Origin of the sequence: Acetivibrio mesophilus (assembly GCF_004102745.1) — a bacterium.
In the GTDB taxonomy this organism is placed as follows: Bacteria; Bacillota; Clostridia; order Acetivibrionales; family Acetivibrionaceae; genus Hungateiclostridium; species Hungateiclostridium mesophilum.
The window spans coordinates 71,081-89,426 of sequence record NZ_RLII01000001.1 but is presented as its reverse complement, the minus strand read 5'-3'; the positions used below and the strand labels follow the sequence as shown (position 1 = coordinate 89,426).

Below are 18,346 nucleotides of genomic sequence, written 5' to 3'. Positions count from 1 at the left end.
AAAGAATGTTTGCAATGTACGGAAAATAATAAAAATGCTTGTTTAGTCTTTTAAGTCAAGCTCTTTTTTTGATTGTTGCAATATTGTTTGTTTTTGGTAAAATGAAAATAGTACAGGGCGGAAGTTAAAAAATAGTACAGAAAAATGGAAATTCCATTGCCAGCACCCCTAAAATAAATTACCCTTTAAGTTGTCGACGCTTGAAGGGGGTATTTAGAAAGGATGCTAACAATGGAACAAATCTATCATATCAGGCATGAACGGAATTTGAAAGGGAAATCTTTGAGAAGTATAGAGAAAGAGACTGGACACCGCATTGAAACTATCAAAAAGTATACACAGATGCAGGATTTTAATATCGGCAAGAGGGAGATCCATACCCGACATGGAAAGCTTGAACCGTTTAAAGAAACCATAGACCAGTGGCTCAAGGATGATTTGAAAGTAAAGCCCAAACAAAGGCATACAGCCCAAAGAGTTCACGATAGACTAAAGGAACTCTACAAAGATAAATTCGATGTTTCCGATAGGGCTGTACGGCTTTATGTGGCAAAGAAACGGAAGGAACTTGCTTCCGGAACTGAGGGACATATACCGTTGGATCATGCACCTGGAGAAGCACAGGCAGATTTTGGTGAATGCCAGTTTATCGAGAGGGGGACTATATATGACGGATATTACATCAATCTCTCTTTCCCCCACAGCAACGGTGGATATCTACAGCTGTTCAAGGCTCAGAATCAGGAGTGCCTTTTGGAGGGCTTAAAGAATATATTCGAGCATATTGGCGGAGTACCTTTGGAAATATGGTTTGATAATATGTCCACAGCAATAGATGCTATCAAGGAAGATGGTAAGAGGGATATAAACAAGGGCTTTCTCCGGTTCATGATGCATCATGGTTTCTTCAGTAACTTCTGTAACCCCAACAGCGGAAACGAAAAGGGCCATGTAGAAAACAAAGTGGGCTACCACCGCCGGAACTTCCTAGTGCCAGTTCCGGAATTTAATGATATTGCGGAATTTAACCGGAAGCTCTTGGAGCTTTGTGACCGGGATATGGAAAGAAGTCATTACAAAAAGGGGATGTTGATTTCGGAGCTTTTCATGAAAGATAAAGAAGCATTACTCCCTCTTCCTAAGGTTCCCTTTGAAGTATGCAGGCTTGAAAAGGCCAAGGCAGATAATTACGGCAAGGTGAAGTTTGACAATGGCATATATTCAAGCAGCCCGGACATGGCTAATAAGCAAGTCTGGGTAAAAGCAGGAGCATCCACCGTTGAGGTCATGGATGATCAGTACCATACCATCATAGTCCATCCCAGACTTTACGGAAACCAGAAGGAGTCAATGAAGTGGGAACCTTATCTTGAATTGATGGCAAAGCGTCCCACGGCATTAAAATACACAGGGTTCTTCAAACAGCTACCATCAACATTACAAGACTACTTTAGTAAGTGCGACTATGAGGGTAAAAAGGCAGGCCTTAAGATCCTTCTGAAAATGCTGCAACGAAGTGGGCTTGAAACCTCTGCTAGGGCCTTTGAAGAGACATTGAAAAAAGGGCTTTCCGATGTCGATAGTATTTGGGCGTATTACTGCCGGATGACGATGAAGGAATTAGATTCCGGAAGTATGGAAGTGCCATCGTGGCTTCCGGAAGTTAAAGAGTTCAAAACAGACGCTTCCGTCTATGACAAGCTTCTCAAAGGGGGTGGTGGTTCATGGAAGCAATAATCGAAGCCTGCTGCAAGCAGCTTAAGATAGGCCGGGTCTTCTATCAGGAATACAAAAAGATAGAGGCTGATACCCACGAAGCATTCCTCCTCGAGCTATTGAAGAAAGAAATTGAGCACCGGCAGATCGTTAGGAAAAACAGGCTTCTGAAAAATGCCAATTTTGATGTGATAAAAACTTTTAACAACTATGATTTTAGTGAGCTAGAAATACCATCTTCCCTTACCCTGGAAGACCTAAAGAGTGCTTCGATGATTGAAAAGAAGGAAAACCTGATTATATACGGTGGGGTCGGTGCTGGGAAAACCCACCTGGCTACGGCAATTGGCGTAGAGGCTTGCAATCAGGGTAGAAAAGTGCGATTTTACAGGACGGCAGCCTTGGTCAATCAGCTTACCGATGCCAAAGCCCATGGCGATTTACAGAAGTATATGAAGCAGATTAGTCAGTGTGACCTATTGATATGTGACGAGTGGGGATTTATCCCCTTTGATAAAGAAGGTGCTCAGCTTCTGTTTCAGGTTATTTCCGAATGTTACGAGAGGAGGAGCGTGATCATCACAACAAATCTCAAATTCAGCGACTGGAATACCATTTTCTACGATGAAATTATGACTGCTGCTATTATTGACCGACTGATCCACCATAGTCATTTAATTCTGGCTAAAGGTCTAAGCAAGAGGTTCTGTAGCTCTACCATAAATTGCTAATTTTGTAAACAGGGGTGCACTAAAAATTAATTTCCGGAATGTACTATTTTACTATTGCCAAAAACAATATTGTTGCACTTTTGTATAATGTAGACACCCTTATTTCAGTGAAATCAATCTAAAATACAAAGATATCAGATAATATCTAAAAGTCTTATTCATAAATTATTACATTAACCTTACTTATATAGTTATATCAAAAGAGAATGCCAGAAAACCGACATCCTCTCATCATTGCCCAGTTTAAATTTGCCTCACACTGCGTAATATAGACATATCTATACACTCTACTCAAAGAACTGCGTAAACATGTCTACACACTCGAGATCTAACACTACGGAAACATCAATTTTATTTTTCAAAACCTTATTTCTGAAATCATCACCATCCGTTGTAAACGTAGTGAATTTCGCAAAGTGCTGAAAATTCAGGATTTCTAGGTATCTTTCCTTTGCATTCCTATTACGCACTCCACATGGCTCGAGTTGATAGAATTGATGTCTGTTGGCCATTTTAGAAACCATCTGTACGTGGAAACATGTCAATGGGTTTTTCGGCCATTTTTGAAAAACCGTCGTACGAGGAAACATATCAACCTATTTCACTTATCATCAAGCTTCCGGCGAACAATGGGTTCCACAAAGCATTATTGTTACTCGGCCATCAAACTAAACTGCTCATCGTATAATTGTATTTTACTTGCAGCGGAAACAGCCTTCAGTAAACTGTTTCTGACAGTGTAGTCCAAATTACCAATAATGATTAACTTATCTCTAGCTCTTGAAAGTGCAACATTTAGACGCCGCTCATCAGCAAGGAAGCGAAACGATCCAACCGTTCTTGTTATACTGAATATCACAACATCACATTCCTTGCCTTGAAATCCGTCGACGCTGTCAATATTTATATCAAGATTTCTTAGAGACTCAGTTTGCAGCAACTTCCTTAGCATAAGTACTTGATGCTTGTATGGGGTTATAATAGCAACTGAGGTTCCATTTCTCGATTTAGCATCAAGATTCATAATCACTTTAGTGATAATTTCACATTCATTGAGATTATAGATTTTTTGCTTTCCTTCGATATCCACTTCATTAAGCGGCCATGTTTGTGTAGGAACATAGTCTATCCAAAGGATACAATCCTCAGCATCTTCATTTCTGCCGTTTATTAGCTTTCCCGAATAGAATAGCTTATTAATAAGATCACCGATCTGGTTTATCATACGATATTGCTTGTTAAGAAATGTTACGTTATTGGAACGCAAAAACAACTCATCGATGTACATATGATTTAGCAAATTGCAATTGTCGATACTTCGGATGATTTCGATTTCCTCAGAGCAAAAGACTGGTGGCAGTTGTTTGGGGTCACCAACTAATATCGCCCTTTTTGCAACAGTAAGAGGCATTAGAATTTCGGGTAGGGTTGCTTTACATGCTTCATCAACAATTGCGACATCGAACATTTCATTTAAAGAATAAAATGCATAGGCACCAACTCGATTACAAGTCATGCCTACAATGTTTGCTGACAAAGCCAGAGCTTTTTCGAGGCTTATATCTTCGTAGTTTGATAGTGTGTTCGTTATGACATCAACAATGGCATCAATTTTGCAGTTCTCTCGCAACCATTCGCTGTATGTCCTCATGATTGATTCCGGCGAATACTCATCTACTTCGCTGTTCTGCTCCTTATCACGTATACGCACAATTCGAATATCCTCATTATGTTTAGATATGCGTGAGATAAGGTTGTTCACGGCAATATGGGTTTCTGAACAAACCAATATCCTTACATTAGGGTTCTGGCGATATAGTTGGAGGCAAATTTCTGCAATTACCTGAGTTTTGCCAGTACCCGGTGGTCCCTGTATTAGAGATAGGTAACAATCCCCCAAAGCCGACTTAACAGCTTTTTGCTGTGATTCATTGAGGGTAAGAAAAAAATCACCGCAATCAGCTTCTAGCGATGGAGTATCTGATGGATTGATGAACTCGATCAACAGCTTTGGATTAAGTACTGCGGCATATTGAACCTGTTCTATTACTTTAAGCTGCCGCTCTATTTTCACCCGCTCGCCAATATCATTAATGGACGATAATCGTTCAGTTAAGAACTGTTTCCAATGAGCCAAATGCTCAGTCCATAGATCACTATTCATCACCTTCACCCCCTACAGAAATACTAATATCCAGCGAATTGATTAAAAAACCGAGTTTGATTCCGGGAAGCAATTGAGCGATTATCACTGCTTTCGTTTTTGGGTCATCAATAATCAGGCGATCATCCAACATAAGGTTAATTAAGTTATCTGGTATTTCAAGGTCATACGAGTTCTCCAAGCATTTTTCAATAAGCGCTTGAACTGGCTCAGAAAGAGCAAGGGTTTGTGCTTCTAAGTCAGCACACAAAATCTGTAGATTGACGAGCTTCTGAAAAGCACTCGCAATAACTTCATCAGAAAACACCCACATTATACTGCTGATTTGCTTAGCGCTTGTCAAACCTCTCAAAACCAATTCAAATACTGTCCTTTCAACAACACCAAATCGCTGACTCAAGGTGAAATCAAATTTAACCTTCATCTTTCTTCTCCTTTTGTACTGACTTCCTTTTGCCTGGGTTGCTTAGCAACTCTGCTCTCCTGTGTTCTAGCTTTTCTCGTTCATCGGACTCAGCTGCCGTAGGACAGTATGGTTTTGGGCGGCAGTCTTTTAACTCCTTATCAAATTTGTCTATAGCCTTGGAAAGTTCAGCTTTCAATCCTGACAACAAGTTATCCACTTCTTTCTTTTGTTTTGTAGCAATTTGCAAAGCTTTTTTTGCTTTGCTGACCTCCTCAGACTCAGCAAATATCTTTAAAAGAAAAAATCGTTTATCATGGCGTTTGCTATTTAATAGTTGCTGGGTTGCCTGGCTCAAAGCATAGTTCTTTTCGGCTAGGTTCTTTTCGGCAATTTTTATTTTAGCAGTCAATTCTTCGATTTTTTCTTTACGTCTCTGTTGAATCTGGGCTGATTCAACTTTGAATCGTTCTTCTTCTCGCTTATTTGAGTCTTCTTCAATCCGATAAAGCTCTGTAAGCCTATTATTGATAATTCGGTATTCATCAGACTCTATCGCATTGTTGTCCGAAATTAGAAACACATTATTCCGTTTGCACAGAGAATAAATCATTTCTCTCCTTAAAAACCATTGTTTTAGTTCGGAGTTTACTGATGCAATTTCATTTTTTAGTCCGGGAATAATACACTCTCGAAGTTCCTTTTTTCTACTCCACAATTCATCCCAAGAACTGTCGCTTGTTTGCAGCTTCTTAATGCTCTCAATTTTCTCGCTTACTGTCTTATATTCATCATAAGCTTCATTTTTCTTAGCATACAGATAGCTTTTTTGTACATTTAATTGAGTAATTGGAACTGCCCAGAACTCCCTTACTATTCTGGCTTGCTCATCAAGCTCGCGAGTTAGTGTATCAATGCTTTCAGAGACCTCGCGTAATTCACTCGCTTTTATTTTTTTGTCTTCATTTGCTTTACGACGTTCGATTGATAGCTGGCGGCTCAATTGGACTTTCTGTTGTATTGTCCATGTTATATACTGGATAACCGGTAAAAAATCAACACGCTCCTGCAGAATGGAGCGTAATGTCCGTAGAGATTGCTTTTTTATCCAATCACCGTCTTCAGTTGATTCTATCAATTCAATAACCTTGGCAAGCAAGGTTTGGGCATTTTTATCGCTATCAATTGCTATATCGCAGCCAGATAAACTGAGCAACTCTAAAATATCATTAACCTGTGCTTGAAGAGTTAACCTATCTTTCCTCTCTTCAAGAATATCAATTTCTTCACCGATCAAGCGCATTTGTTCCGTTAGAAAATCTCCATATTCGATAAGTGCTTGCATTTCAAGTTTTTTTATTTCGTAAACTCTATTTAGGCATTGACGCCGAAAGAAGAGGTCTGCATATGCGATCAACCCTTCATGAACTTTTTCAAAAAGTGTGCTATCTTTAGAAAGTTCGTTTATTAGTGATGACTTAGCACTCTCAAAAGCACTTTCTTTTTCAGCCTTTGCTTGTTCAATTTCGGCAGTGTAACGCTCGATTTCTCTGTCATACTTAAGCTGGTATTCATCGATGTGTAAACGTAAATTGTCTGAAGCTTTGCGCAAAGAGCGATTTACCAGTAAGCGATGCGGCATAATATAATCCCAACCACTCATTAGCCAACCCTCCCCGTAAGATACAAAGCTTCGTCAAACGACAAGTATTGCCTGCCAACCATAATCTCGTCTTGTTGCATAAACCAGCTTAATTTCTCAATAAAAGGCTTTAATAAAGCATTTGATCCCGGGTCTTGCATTATTTCTGTCAATGTCTGATTCAGTTGTTCATTGATTTTGTTGCGATTGCGAGCATATTCCAGTATGGAGTTGTGAGTCAATTTATTATTGTTTAGGCTGGTTAATACATCCTGTAAATCGCCAGAAAGAACGTTAAACAAGCCGATGTACTGGGAATATGAATTGGCAACATATGTGTTCATCGACTCTTTGAACTCATCAAACATAGCTTCACGCTGCTCGTTGAATCGGTTTTGCAATTCTTCAAGTCTACGATTGTGCTGTTCTTCAATTTTCTTTAATGCCATAATCTTCGCAGTTTCAACATTTTCAAGGCTGGTATCAAGTTGCTCTTGGATATTTCTTATTGCCTTCTTTCTGAGGTTGTATTCTTTGAGATCAGAAATCAGATTATAGCACGGTAACAAATTCTTAAACGACAAGCGGAAGTCCGATATGCTTGACATAGAGTCTGCGAAATAATAAAGCTTCTCACATCCGCTAAGTTCGATATGAGTGTTGATTTCCGTGATGCACTCATTAAACGCTTTCAGAGCATCTTTGTTTGCCGTTCCAATAACAGCATTCGCACCAAGTCCAATGACCATTCCCCCAACTATTGAACCGACAATAGTCCCTATGGGACCCAGTGGAGAACCTATAGCCGCACCTGTTGCGGCAGCTGTTTTTGCAGAAGCAAAGGTTGCAATTTGTCCTCCCAAATATGCTCCGCCAAATCCAGCAAAAGAAGAAAATGTGTTGTTAATTGTATTACAAAGTAAATCATCTGCGTCAATAGTTCCTGTAACAAAACACTTGTAAAGGTCTTTTGCAAAATCAACCGCTGTGTTTGCAACAGCCATTGCCGGTATGGCACCGAGTGAGTTGGCCGCTATTTCCTTTCCAACAACTTTTCCTAATATCTGTACAGAGCCCATAATTGCACCGCCGCGAACAGCGCCATCCGCCGTGCCGCAAAGAATATGTTCGATGCTCTTAATAAACTGGTCTTCTGACAAGTTATCGCGGTTTTTAATAACATCTATGACTTCTTTAGTAATTGATAGGATAGCACCAGTAGCAGCACCGGCTGCAACTGCTCTACCGAGATTAACCCGGTTTAGTTCAGCATGCTTTTCGGCACTTTTTTGGTACTCAGGCGTTTTTTGTGCTTTCATCGAATCAGCAAGCTTTGTTGCTTCTTCGGGAGTTAAAGTATCAGAAGAAACTTGCTTTTTACCTATGCGTACATTCACCGTATCATTAACTCCTTGCCCCGAACCACCTACAAATTCAACATTTTTATATTGATCGTTACTGATGTCCTTTGCATACGCTGACGCTTCTTTATGTATTTTGGCTTGATAGTCAATAGTACGAACAGGTTTGCTCCAAGGGCGTCTTCGCGTCCAAACAGAAATGTCTGTTTCCATATCAATGCCCGAAAGGGTTGTACCATCTGGCAGAGTGCCTTTTGTATACACACCAAGTTTATAGTCCGGAATTCCTTTAGCAAGAGAATTTATCTTAAGGGTTTGCTTGAAATATTCCTCGGCTGCAAATCCCTTGTACTGTGCGGAAGGCGTTTTCACAGGTAAACCAGTGGATTTAGCAATGGCAGATTGATTAAGCTCTTTGGCAAAATTATCTATCGCTGATTGCAAGCTTACAGTTTGTAACCCAGCTTGAGTTGCAGATCCAATGGATGAGGCATCTCGCAATGTCTCAGCAATAGCGTCGATAGGACTATCATTGATGGCCCCTAATTCATCAAAATCGAAATCAAAGCTTGCATATCCGGCTGCTTTGAGTTTTTCGTCCATTGAAACACTCCCTTTCATCCAGCGATTATAATAATAAACTCGAGACTACATAGTTCCAAAGTGCTTCACCATTCATTACTCAGTACCTTCCCTTAATTTGATATAGTTACCTGGGAGGGCCTCAAGTAATTCCGGATAATGCCCACACCTCGCTCTAATCTGTGTATACTGTGCTTTCTTTCCGTTTTTCTGCAAATACAGCCTACGTTTGTATATTTCATCTGCCAGCTCAGATGCGTGCATAGTTTTGTTTTCAACCTCTGATAACACTATTTTCATAGCTTCTTGAAGTGTATAGTTAGTATGTTTGTCTAGTATATTTTCAGCATCTATACCCTCAGCATTGTACTTCAGCACAATATAAGCAGGCTTATTATCTTTTAGAAGAACGACTTTGCCGTTCTTTTCTACTACAGAAAAAACATGTTCCAGATCAGTTCGTAATGTATCAAAAGGTATTAAACTATCTATTTTTACGTCCATACTTTTCACCTCGACCAACTAGGTTCGTTACCATGATTATACATCTAATTAACTTTTTTGTCTATATATTTGTTAATACATTTGTATAAATAATAAGACCGCCAAATGGGGGTATAATCCCTTGATTGGCGGTCAACTCATAATTCTATATCTTAATGTCGAGTTCAACTCCTGACTTAAATTCAACAGTTAGTTTTTCATCAAATACTGTTATCTTTTCAATAAGTCTCCTTACTAACTGCTCATCATATTCCTCTAATTCATAGGACTGTGCATTCAAAAACTCCGTCATATCTGCGATACGCTCCCGCCTGCCTTCACGCTCGGCATTCTCAGCCAGTATGTTCTGCTTAAGTTCGCGCAAACGGTAAATCTCATCCGCCACTTTCTGATAGTCTGCTTTTGCATTTACCAGTCGGAGAAGCTCTTGCTGCAGCTCATTCAGCCTGCATTCTATCTCCTGAGTAGTCTGGTCATTATCCTCATTTAAAACTGCAGCTATATTCTCTTGCAGAACAGGGAGGAAGGTATCTTTACTGCCCAGCACCTCATTGATTGCCTTTACTACAGCCTCTTGCAATGTAGTCTCATTAATAGTCCGAGAGGAACAATCAGAGCCCTTTTCCTCAAGGCGGCTGACACATCTCCAAACGATGGATTTGCACCCTCTGTTGTTCCAATGTACCCGACGGTAAATATCTCCGCATTCTCCGCAATACACAATACTGGACAATGCGTATTTGCTGCTATAGACTCGTCTTTTGCCGCTTTTTCCAACCTGCAAATTAGCCCTGCGCACCATTTCCTCTTGCACCTGCATGAAAATTTCACGCGGGATAATCGGTTCATGGCTGTTTTCAACGTAATATTGAGGAACAATTCCGTTGTTTACAACACGCTTCTTTGAGAGGAAGTCTACGGTATAAGTCTTTTGAAGCAGAGCATCACCGATGTACTTTTCGTTTTGCAGTATCTTCTTTAATGTCTCTGGGCGCCATTTTCGTTTGTTTGCGGCAGTTAGGATACCATCTGCTTCAAGGCCACGCGCGATCTGCAGCAAACTTGCGCCCTCCAGGTATTCCCGATAAATACGCTTAACAATCTCTGATTCTTCAGGAACAATAACAAGCCGCTTGTTCTCATTTTTGGTGTATCCCAGGAAACGATTGTGATTAACCTGTACCTCTCCTTGCTGGTATCGAAATTGAAAACCGAGCTTTACGTTCTGGCTCAGAGATTGACTTTCTTGCTGGGCGAGGGAAGCCATAATGGTCAACATGATCTCGCCCTTTGAATCCATGGAGTTTATGTTCTCTTTTTCGAAGAATACCGGGATGTTCTTATCTTTTAACTGTCGAATATACTTTAGACAGTCTAGGGTATTTCGGGCAAACCGGCTGATGGACTTGGTAATGACCATGTCAATTTTACCCTCCATACAGTCCTCGATCATACGGTTAAATTCATCACGCTTTTTAGTATTGGTTCCTGTTATTCCATCATCGGCATAAATACCTGCAAGCTCCCAGTCTGAGTTACCTTTAATATAGTTCGTATAATGATCAACCTGGGCTTCATAACTCGTGGCCTGTTCCTCACTGTCAGTTGAAACACGGCAGTAGGCTGCAACCCGTAGTTTAGGCGTATCATCAGCTTTTACCGTGTTTCCAATTCGAGCACGGGCTGGTATGACTGTTATATTCTTAAGATTGCCCATCCGCTATCACCTCACTTTCTATCAAACTGTAGGCATATTCAGCTTGGGTAAAAGGATCTTCATAAAGTGTTTCAGGAGAAGGCGCCGAGAAACGCATCCTCACCAATGAATTCTTTGGTTCTACCTGCTCTCGTATTCGCCCAAGCATCCAGGCTCTTTTTATCTTCTCGGCTTCAGCTTGTTTGAAGGTATCCTCGTCTATTATCGGTGGATAAAAGGCATCTCCAAGGTATCGCTTGCAGGTCAACATTTTTGCAATTGAAGAATGGCAACGCTTTATGCCCGCTCGTTTGGCGGCATCCGCCAGCGATAGACCTGATAGATATGCATGAAACAGTTCTTTTACCTGATTCGCCGATCTATCATCTATGACCGCTATTCCATTTTTGATGATATAGCCGTAAGGTGTATGCGCCATCTATCTCACCAGCCTTTCCTTTAAAGTAAGCCCACACTTCAGCTTAAATCCGATTTCTTCCTGCGAATAAACAATGATGCTCTCAACATACCGACTGAATATGGCTTCATCAAAGCTTTCAATCATATCTGCTTTAGAAGCCCACTTAAGGAGCTGTTCAACTTCTGATACAGCGGTCATACCACTATTCACGCTGCGGGAAAGTGCTTTCTTCTTCTCCTTTAGCAAAGTTGCTTCTGCTCGTAATTCATTGATTTGCTCGTTGAACAGGGAGGAGGAAAGGTACCCCTTGGTTAGTAGGTTTGTCAATACCCGGCTTCGCTCCATGTTTTCCTCCAACTTTTGTTCAATCTCCAGTATTTCGGTCAGGTTTGCTGAATAATTCAAAGATCGCAAGCTCTTTAATAATGGCTTTAGGATAAACTCGTATCCGAAGATAAGCTTGTTGATCATCGTAATAAATGCCTGATGGATATCATCCTCACGAATAAAACGCATTGAACACTTTGCAATATCATGGATGTGCTTTGAACAACACCAAGCAATATATTGACTTCCACCATTGTAATGAATTCTGCGTTTGAAGTGGCTTCCGCACTCCGAACATATGATTTTGCCGGAAAAAGGATATCGCTTTTGATATTTGCCTTTTCCTTTTTCTATGCCTTTCTCGTCACCACGCTGTCTTAGCAATTCATTCACAGCATCAAATTCTTCATGGCTGATAATTGCTTCATGGTTTCTTCGGATCATGATCTGGTCTTTTTCCCCGTTGTTACGATGCCGTTTGAAATGGTCGTCCGTATATGTTTTTTGCAAGATGACATCACCGGTATATTTTTCGTTTGACAGCATGCCGAGGATAGTAGAAGCATTCCATAAGGCAGCTTTTTTAGGTGATATACCGTCAGCATTCAAGTCATCTGCAATTTTCTGTGCTCCTTTGCCGGATAAGGCTTCGGAGAATATTCGTCTTACAACAGCAGCCTGCTCTTCATTTACTATCAAAATGCCATCTTCATAATCATACCCATATGGTGGTGATGATAGCTTAAATGTTCCATTTCGGAAACGGCGCTGGATTGACCACTTATTATTCTGTGAGATAGAAATTGATTCGTTCTCAGCTAGACTACTTAAAATAGTCAACATCAATTCTCCATCCATTGATTGGGTATTGATGTTTTCTTTCTCAAAATAGAGAAACACCCCAATGTCTGACAGCTTTCGAATGAGCTCCAAACAGTCTATCGTATTGCGGGCAAATCGGCTGATAGACTTGGTGACTATAAAGTCAATCCTTTTGTTCTCACAATCTTCTATTAATCGTTGAAGCTCTGAGCGATTTTCCTTGTTTGTACCTGTGACACCTTCGTCATAATAAATTCCGGCAAACTCCCAATCCGGATTTGATTTTATAAAGGATTCATAATGAGTTTTCTGGGCCTCCAAACTGACTAGCTGTTCATCATTATCAGTCGAAACACGGGCATAAGCAGCAACCTGTAGTTTCGGCTTAATTATTTTTGAATTTGGCTCAATTTTTCTTACCTTTTTCAATTTTTCACCCCCTGGGTATGTGACATATTACCTCTGAACCCCTGTATTATCAAGCAATTCAGGGCATTAACTCGACTCCAAAAGGGGAGAAAGATTGGCGGTTTCGGCGGTCTATTTTTACGAATTCCTCCTTCGTAATCAAGCCGGCATTGAGCATTTTCCGAAGCAATTTCAGTGAGCGATAATAATCATACTCGCCCTGGAGTTTCTCCTCTGTTATCGGTCTCCGTTTGACATCAACATGAGTAGTCGTAAGTTCTGTAATTTGCTTCACTTGCATATGGCATTACCTCCTGCCTATATGCGAAAAAACAGCGTGATTCGAACCCCCATGAAAAAGGACAAAAAAATAAAGCCCACAACTCGGAATGGTTACCGTAGCTGTGGGCTAATAAAATTTATCTCAGTTATATCTTATAAAACCATCAAAACCAGCCGCTTTAAGCTTTTTCAGCATTGTTTCGGCATTTGCTTTAGATGAAAATGCTCCTACCTGAACACGGTAGTATTTTTTCTCGTCACCTGTAGGCGTTTCCGGTTTCGGTTTTTCCACCAATCCAGCCTTAACTGCCGCACGGAAGGTATCCATGCTTTCGCCGTGACGAGGGAACCAGTGCATCACATCGGAATGGTTTGATGCGATCCCTTTTTTGTATCCTTCACTGTGGCAGATGATGTCCTTCTCAGTCAGATTATAGAGTTTACAGAGATACACGCATAATTCTACTGCTTCAGAAAATACCTTGCGAAAATACGTCGCATCAGATAAATCATCTTCACATATCTCAAAACCTATATGGGTATCATTCGCTGCACCTCCAGCATGCCAGCCACGATGGTTCCATGGCAATGTCTGATAGGTTGCAATTGAACCATCTGCCAACTTGCCTATGAACGCATGAACACAAACCTGTCGACCATCGGGTTTGTCTTGATTCCAGTGATTGCCGTATTGATTTTTACCCAACAGGCCATCATCAGGTGCTACATAGCGCTTCAACCAAGGATTGTTAGCCCCAGTTGAATGAACCATGATACCTTTCGGCGTTATTGTCCTGCCGGCCTTAAAGCAGGCGTTGTTAGTAAGTATTTGTTTTTGTAAATTCATCACTTATCACCTCAATTAAAAGCATGATTATAGGTCTGCCGGGTACAGGTGGTAGGTAAATTTCAGATCGCAATATGCGGTTGATGATGTGCCATTGCTTCCCATGCGAATATACAGTCCATATCCTACAGGAACCCGAGCCTGCCGCATTTCAATCTGAACATGCTGAGCTTCAGCACTGCTGTCTGCTCCGATTGGCGTACTCCGACAGATTCTGGTGAAGTTCTGTTCATCGTTTGAAATATACAGGTCTAGCTCCTTTTCGCTTGTATCCGATTGTCGGCAAAGGGTTATCAAATGGCAGTCATATCTTGTCGGTGAAAGCGTTCCACCTTGTCCTCCAATAACTACACTTCCAATAGGCAGTATTGTGTGTAAAGGCCCTCTGGTGCTATTGGTACCACCCGCACCGGAGACATTTCCGGACAGAACGTATCTCACATGTGGAGCACGAGTAAAAGCATTGATACTTGCAACAGCGGTAGTAGTCATCGGCAAGGCAGTAGTCACATCCTCAGCTTTTTCAAGCAAAAACAGGCTCTCGCCGGGGGCGATGGTACTATCACCAACAGAAAACCTCTGACTTGTCCAGTAAGCAGTACAAGATGGATGGGGATCTGTCCCTGTGCCGTAGGCTATGTTTGCATCATCTTGGACACCTCTTATGGCTTCAGCAAGCTTCTTAACGGTATTACGTAGATTTTCTTGTATAAGCACCTGGACATTATTATCAGCTGGGCTACCCAAAACTGTGACAAAAGTATATGTTACTGGGCCAAGTACAAAATTGTTGCCGTCTACTATGTTTGAAAATGTTATGGCCGCTCTGCGACTTGCCATATCTGGGGCAGTAGCTGTTTCCACTGGATGCCAATGGTTGAGTAGTATTCCTGTTCTTTGGTAGAGTGTGTTCCTTGTTTCTCCAAGCAGATTGTAGGTATCACCGATCTGTGATGCAGCACTGACTAAAAGATCGTGTGTGGTATTGAGTAACGCATAACTACTATTTAGCAGGTTGTAAATGAGGTTTAGTAAGCTATTTATTTCATCGACATCGAGTGCAGCTAAAGCTGACAAAACCTGATTTAACCACTCCTGTGCAGGAGGCTCAGGTGGTTCGACTATACCGTCAGCAAGAGCCTCCTCAACGATAGTGAGTATTCGTACACTTTTCCCGACTACTTCACCTTGTACTACCCTTATCTCAAGACGTCCTACACCAACAATCTCTGTATCGGCAGAGTTGGGAGACCATGTCAAAACACCATCGGCATAGCTTGTGACAACGGGATAAGCAATTCCATCAGGCCTTTTGTATATTGCGTTTAAGGCCGTGCCCGGATATTCATCACCAAGCAGGCTTGAGACATCAAACTCAATTTTACGAAAATGATGCTCTCCACGCCGTCCAATAAACACAGTTGCAACTTTTGTTAAGTCTATCATGTTTCATCACCATCCGATGGTGGCTCCTCATCACGCCCATGAAGCTGCTGAAGAATAGCTTTGAGTTTATCAGGGATGGGCAGCCCAATATGTCCTGCGTTTTCAAGAATAGAAATACCCTCATTACTTAAATAGAAGAAAATTACCGCCGTTCGCAGAGCACCTCCGTTCTGACTTCCTAATACCTGAGTGTCTAAAATGTGAGCGATACCCACCAGCACAAAGATGAGTACCTTTTTAAAGATACCTTTTGCCCCAATTTCACTTGACAGCTTCTTATCAATAATTGCGCAGATAACTCCAGTCAAGTAATCAATGGCAACAAAAGCGATAAGGGCGTAAAGGAAGCCATCTAGTCCGCCCAAAAACCATCCAAGAAAGCCCCCGATAACCGTGAGCGCTGTCTGAATCCATGTCCATATCGTTTTCATGATCAATACCTCCAGTCCAAATTTGTATATAGAAAAGCACTCCCATTAGTTGTGAGAGTGCTTGTAAAATAAAAATAAAGGCTTATAGAGTCAATAGCAAGTCATGAAGCTGGTTCATCACATCTGCTCTCGGTCTTCCGCTTCCAATGGACAGCCATGTGACAGGCGGCACATCAAAAGTAGATGAATCATCGAAACCGTTAATCATTGTAATAACCGGCTCAATAGCCTTTCTAATCTCAAGAATATGAAATGGCCAATTCTTTATAGTGGTCTTTCCAACAATGATTTCCTCGTTCCAGCTTATCGGTGTCAAGTAGTGATAATTGCGTACCGTGTTCACTGAAGTTCTAAGGGTCTGAATATGTGCTGCTTTCACATGTGTCAGGTTTTCGGTAATCACTTCAAAAGGTGACGGCAGTATCGTAAATGTTCGAGTAACCTCCGAACTTGCTGACTCGATGTCACTATCTCGACATCTGAAGGTAACGATATGGTTCCCGGGAGCCAGCGTTGCTGCCTGATACATTGTTTTGACACCATTTCCAAGGTGACCACTCACGGAGAAAAATTCAGGATTGTCGACACTGTTGTGCCATTCACCTGAATCAATCCTTACTTCAACAATCTGAAGCTGTCCATCCGGCTCGTTGCCCGTAGTAATCATAAAGCGTGGTGTAGTGTTATAAGTCGAACTACCTGACATCGGGCAGCTGACTACTGGTGCTGCGGGTGGACTATTTTTCTTTACAGCATTGCTAAGTACATAAGCAGAAACTGCATCCAATACATCCGTTACACCAATTCGGTACCGGGTATACATTCCGGCTATTGAAGATGCATTTGTCTCGTAAGTTCCGGATGTCGCGCTTGAAGGAACAATCGCTAAAGCCTCAAATGGAGACCAGTTCGTACCATCTGAAGATGTAGCTCTCTGGATGACATATTGTTTTATGGCACTGGTTCCTGGTGCCGTACCGCTCCATGAGAGAGTAACAGTGTTGATTTCATAAATGACAGGGGAAGCGGTAAAGGATGATGGCGGTATAGGCAGTATGTTTTTTCGGACACTATTGCTCGATATCCTCCAGTCAGAGTAAAAGCTCTCACCAGCTGTTCCACGAGTCCTTATCCGGAATCGGCGGTAATTGCCACGCGTGGTAGGTGGGCTGACACTCAAACTGCCGTTTGTAGCAGATGTATTCACTGTAGTTAAAGCCATCCAATCGCCCCATGCGCTGTTATCAACCGAGTCACTGTATTGTATTTCATAGGATGTAATGGCATTGCCCGCTCCGCTCGCTGCGCCACTCCATGATAAAGTTACATTTCCTTCCGCTACTGTGGCACTTACTGTACAAGAAGTTGGCGCTGCACAGGCAGTAATATCGCAGTAGATGCTGTTACTGATCTTCTCTGATGAGAAAACATCGAGATTATCTATCGTCCAAATACCAAATTGCGTATATGTGCCTGGAGTTCTTGATACATTTGGTGTATAACTGCCACCACTTGAAGACAAGGTTAGAGTGGCTAAAACATTCCATGAACTCCATGTACTGTTATCCGTGGATGTCCTACTAGCAATCTGATATCCCTTGATAGCACTGGTTCCGCCAGAAGCTCCGCTCCATGTCAGTGTAATGGTCTCGTTACTGTAGTTCGAAGGTGAAGCAACTGCTGTGGTGGGTGGGTTCGGTACTGTATTTCTTCTGACAGAATTCGTTGATACCTTCCAGCCAGAATAATAGCTCGCTCCTGCCGCTCCACGTGTCCGCACCCGGAATCTACGGTAATTGCCTCTTGTGAAGGACGGTGAAGTTGCAACACTTCCGCTGGTGGCAGACGTAGAAACAATAGTAAGTGGTATCCACTCACCCCATGTAGCATTATCCGTCGATTCGCTATATTGGATTTCGTAACCGGTTATTGCATTGTTTGTTCCACTTTTTGCGCCGCTCCATGATAAAGTGATACCACCTTCAGAGAGTGTGCTACTTACTGAACAGGAAGTTGGTGCCCCACAGGCTGTTGTACGACTTGCCCAGTTGATGGTCAGTACAATCTTGCTTAAATCATCTCTGCCTGTAAAACCCATATAATTAACGGTGCTAGAGCCGCAATCAATAAACAAGCAGTTGCTAGCTCCGCTCCCGATGGAGTCTATCAGGGCAGTGGAAATAGTAATATCTTTTGCGCCTTGACCCGCCGGAATAGTGTAATTATATCCAGTCGTTACCTTTACAGGTCTACTTGCAGATACATTTGAATTAGATCCAACGGCTGGAATTCCATATTGATTTCCTGCATAAAGCGTCATGGTTCTGGCAGAACCCCAATCACCTGCTGCCACGCGATTTAAGTGAAGGCTGGCAGATGTGGGATAATATCCGGCATAGGTATTCCTAATACTGGTTAGATCAAAAACCATGACACCAACATTCTCATAGTTGTTAGCCTGTGTATATACTCCTTGCCTTACATTTGGCGTAACTCCTGGAATCCAGCTTCCGTTTCTCCATGTACATGCGTTAATGGCTTGATAAGTTGCCATAAGAAGTCA

The 18,346-nt window shown here is 41.7% G+C and carries 16 protein-coding genes; 2 read left to right on the top strand and 14 right to left on the bottom strand.

From position 1 onward, the window contains the following. Positions 1 to 222 precede the first annotated feature (222 nt). On the top strand, positions 223 to 1,737 hold the full coding sequence (gene istA / locus EFD62_RS00445) for an IS21 family transposase (protein ID WP_128705551.1): 1,515 nt from the start codon (positions 223 to 225) through the stop codon (positions 1,735 to 1,737). Further along, positions 1,725 to 2,447, top strand: coding sequence for an IS21-like element helper ATPase IstB (gene istB, locus EFD62_RS00440; RefSeq protein ID WP_128705550.1), 723 nt, complete (start codon positions 1,725 to 1,727; stop codon positions 2,445 to 2,447). The genes istA and istB overlap by 13 nt, the downstream gene beginning before the upstream one ends. Positions 2,448 to 2,734: 287 nt before the next feature. Here istB and EFD62_RS00435 read toward each other — a convergent pair whose 3' ends face one another. The 14 genes from EFD62_RS00435 to EFD62_RS00370 all read right to left on the bottom strand — a co-directional run bounded on the left by EFD62_RS00435 (position 2,735) and on the right by EFD62_RS00370 (position 18,337). Continuing rightward, positions 2,735 to 2,959, bottom strand: coding sequence for a hypothetical protein (locus EFD62_RS00435; protein WP_235832513.1), 225 nt, complete (start codon positions 2,957 to 2,959; stop codon positions 2,735 to 2,737). A gap of 140 nt (positions 2,960 to 3,099) precedes the next feature. Further along, positions 3,100 to 4,611, bottom strand: a complete 1,512-nt coding sequence (locus tag EFD62_RS00430) for an AAA domain-containing protein (RefSeq protein ID WP_128705549.1) — start codon at positions 4,609 to 4,611, stop codon at positions 3,100 to 3,102. Next, positions 4,604 to 5,035: a hypothetical protein gene (locus EFD62_RS00425; RefSeq protein WP_128705548.1), complete on the bottom strand. Its 432-nt coding sequence runs from the start codon at positions 5,033 to 5,035 to the stop codon at positions 4,604 to 4,606. Before EFD62_RS00425 ends, EFD62_RS00430 begins: the two co-directional genes overlap by 8 nt. Beyond that, the gene (locus tag EFD62_RS00420) at positions 5,025 to 6,677 is read right to left on the bottom strand and encodes a hypothetical protein (RefSeq protein ID WP_128705547.1); all 1,653 of its coding nucleotides are present in this window, start codon (positions 6,675 to 6,677) and stop codon (positions 5,025 to 5,027) included. Before EFD62_RS00420 ends, EFD62_RS00425 begins: the two co-directional genes overlap by 11 nt. Beyond that, on the bottom strand, positions 6,677 to 8,620 hold the full coding sequence (locus EFD62_RS00415) for a hypothetical protein (protein WP_128705546.1): 1,944 nt from the start codon (positions 8,618 to 8,620) through the stop codon (positions 6,677 to 6,679). The genes EFD62_RS00420 and EFD62_RS00415 overlap by 1 nt, the downstream gene beginning before the upstream one ends. Positions 8,621 to 8,695: 75 nt before the next feature. After that, a complete protein-coding gene (locus tag EFD62_RS00410; protein ID WP_128705545.1) occupies positions 8,696 to 9,103 on the bottom strand; it encodes a hypothetical protein in 408 nt (135 codons plus the stop codon). A gap of 145 nt (positions 9,104 to 9,248) precedes the next feature. Continuing rightward, a complete protein-coding gene (locus tag EFD62_RS00405) occupies positions 9,249 to 10,820 on the bottom strand; it encodes a recombinase family protein (protein WP_128705544.1) in 1,572 nt (523 codons plus the stop codon). Beyond that, positions 10,807 to 11,238, bottom strand: a complete 432-nt coding sequence (locus EFD62_RS00400) for a serine integrase family protein (protein WP_128705543.1) — start codon at positions 11,236 to 11,238, stop codon at positions 10,807 to 10,809. The genes EFD62_RS00405 and EFD62_RS00400 overlap by 14 nt, the downstream gene beginning before the upstream one ends. After that, the gene (locus EFD62_RS00395; RefSeq protein WP_128705542.1) at positions 11,239 to 12,798 is read right to left on the bottom strand and encodes a recombinase family protein; all 1,560 of its coding nucleotides are present in this window, start codon (positions 12,796 to 12,798) and stop codon (positions 11,239 to 11,241) included. 58 nt (positions 12,799 to 12,856) lie between these two features. Continuing rightward, positions 12,857 to 13,078, bottom strand: a complete 222-nt coding sequence (locus EFD62_RS00390; RefSeq protein WP_128705541.1) for an SHOCT domain-containing protein — start codon at positions 13,076 to 13,078, stop codon at positions 12,857 to 12,859. A gap of 123 nt (positions 13,079 to 13,201) precedes the next feature. Beyond that, positions 13,202 to 13,906 carry an N-acetylmuramoyl-L-alanine amidase gene (locus EFD62_RS00385; protein WP_128705540.1) on the bottom strand — a complete coding sequence of 235 codons (705 nt, stop codon included), beginning with the start codon at positions 13,904 to 13,906 and terminating at the stop codon, positions 13,202 to 13,204. 27 nt (positions 13,907 to 13,933) lie between these two features. After that, the gene (locus EFD62_RS00380; RefSeq protein WP_128705539.1) at positions 13,934 to 15,352 is read right to left on the bottom strand and encodes a hypothetical protein; all 1,419 of its coding nucleotides are present in this window, start codon (positions 15,350 to 15,352) and stop codon (positions 13,934 to 13,936) included. Then, positions 15,349 to 15,783, bottom strand: a complete 435-nt coding sequence (locus EFD62_RS00375; protein WP_128705538.1) for a phage holin family protein — start codon at positions 15,781 to 15,783, stop codon at positions 15,349 to 15,351. Before EFD62_RS00375 ends, EFD62_RS00380 begins: the two co-directional genes overlap by 4 nt. A gap of 82 nt (positions 15,784 to 15,865) precedes the next feature. Next, on the bottom strand, positions 15,866 to 18,337 hold the full coding sequence (locus EFD62_RS00370) for a phage tail protein (protein ID WP_128705537.1): 2,472 nt from the start codon (positions 18,335 to 18,337) through the stop codon (positions 15,866 to 15,868). Between the last annotated feature and the right edge of the window lie 9 nt (positions 18,338 to 18,346).

Excerpts from the sequence above, each read along its gene's own strand:
- istA (WP_128705551.1), top strand. The coding sequence starts at position 223 with ATGCTAACAATGGAACAAATCTATCATATCAGGCATGAACGGAATTTG.
- istB (WP_128705550.1), top strand. The coding sequence starts at position 1,725 with ATGGAAGCAATAATCGAAGCCTGCTGCAAGCAGCTTAAGATAGGCCGG.
- EFD62_RS00435 (WP_235832513.1), bottom strand. The coding sequence starts at position 2,959 with ATGGCCAACAGACATCAATTCTATCAACTCGAGCCATGTGGAGTGCGT.
- EFD62_RS00430 (WP_128705549.1), bottom strand. The coding sequence starts at position 4,611 with ATGAATAGTGATCTATGGACTGAGCATTTGGCTCATTGGAAACAGTTC.
- EFD62_RS00425 (WP_128705548.1), bottom strand. The coding sequence starts at position 5,035 with ATGAAGGTTAAATTTGATTTCACCTTGAGTCAGCGATTTGGTGTTGTT.
- EFD62_RS00420 (WP_128705547.1), bottom strand. The coding sequence starts at position 6,677 with ATGAGTGGTTGGGATTATATTATGCCGCATCGCTTACTGGTAAATCGC.
- EFD62_RS00415 (WP_128705546.1), bottom strand. The coding sequence starts at position 8,620 with ATGGACGAAAAACTCAAAGCAGCCGGATATGCAAGCTTTGATTTCGAT.
- EFD62_RS00410 (WP_128705545.1), bottom strand. The coding sequence starts at position 9,103 with ATGGACGTAAAAATAGATAGTTTAATACCTTTTGATACATTACGAACT.
- EFD62_RS00405 (WP_128705544.1), bottom strand. The coding sequence starts at position 10,820 with ATGGGCAATCTTAAGAATATAACAGTCATACCAGCCCGTGCTCGAATT.
- EFD62_RS00400 (WP_128705543.1), bottom strand. The coding sequence starts at position 11,238 with ATGGCGCATACACCTTACGGCTATATCATCAAAAATGGAATAGCGGTC.
- EFD62_RS00390 (WP_128705541.1), bottom strand. The coding sequence starts at position 13,078 with ATGCAAGTGAAGCAAATTACAGAACTTACGACTACTCATGTTGATGTC.
- EFD62_RS00385 (WP_128705540.1), bottom strand. The coding sequence starts at position 13,906 with ATGAATTTACAAAAACAAATACTTACTAACAACGCCTGCTTTAAGGCC.
- EFD62_RS00380 (WP_128705539.1), bottom strand. The coding sequence starts at position 15,352 with ATGATAGACTTAACAAAAGTTGCAACTGTGTTTATTGGACGGCGTGGA.
- EFD62_RS00375 (WP_128705538.1), bottom strand. The coding sequence starts at position 15,783 with ATGAAAACGATATGGACATGGATTCAGACAGCGCTCACGGTTATCGGG.
- EFD62_RS00370 (WP_128705537.1), bottom strand. The coding sequence starts at position 18,337 with ATGGCAACTTATCAAGCCATTAACGCATGTACATGGAGAAACGGAAGC.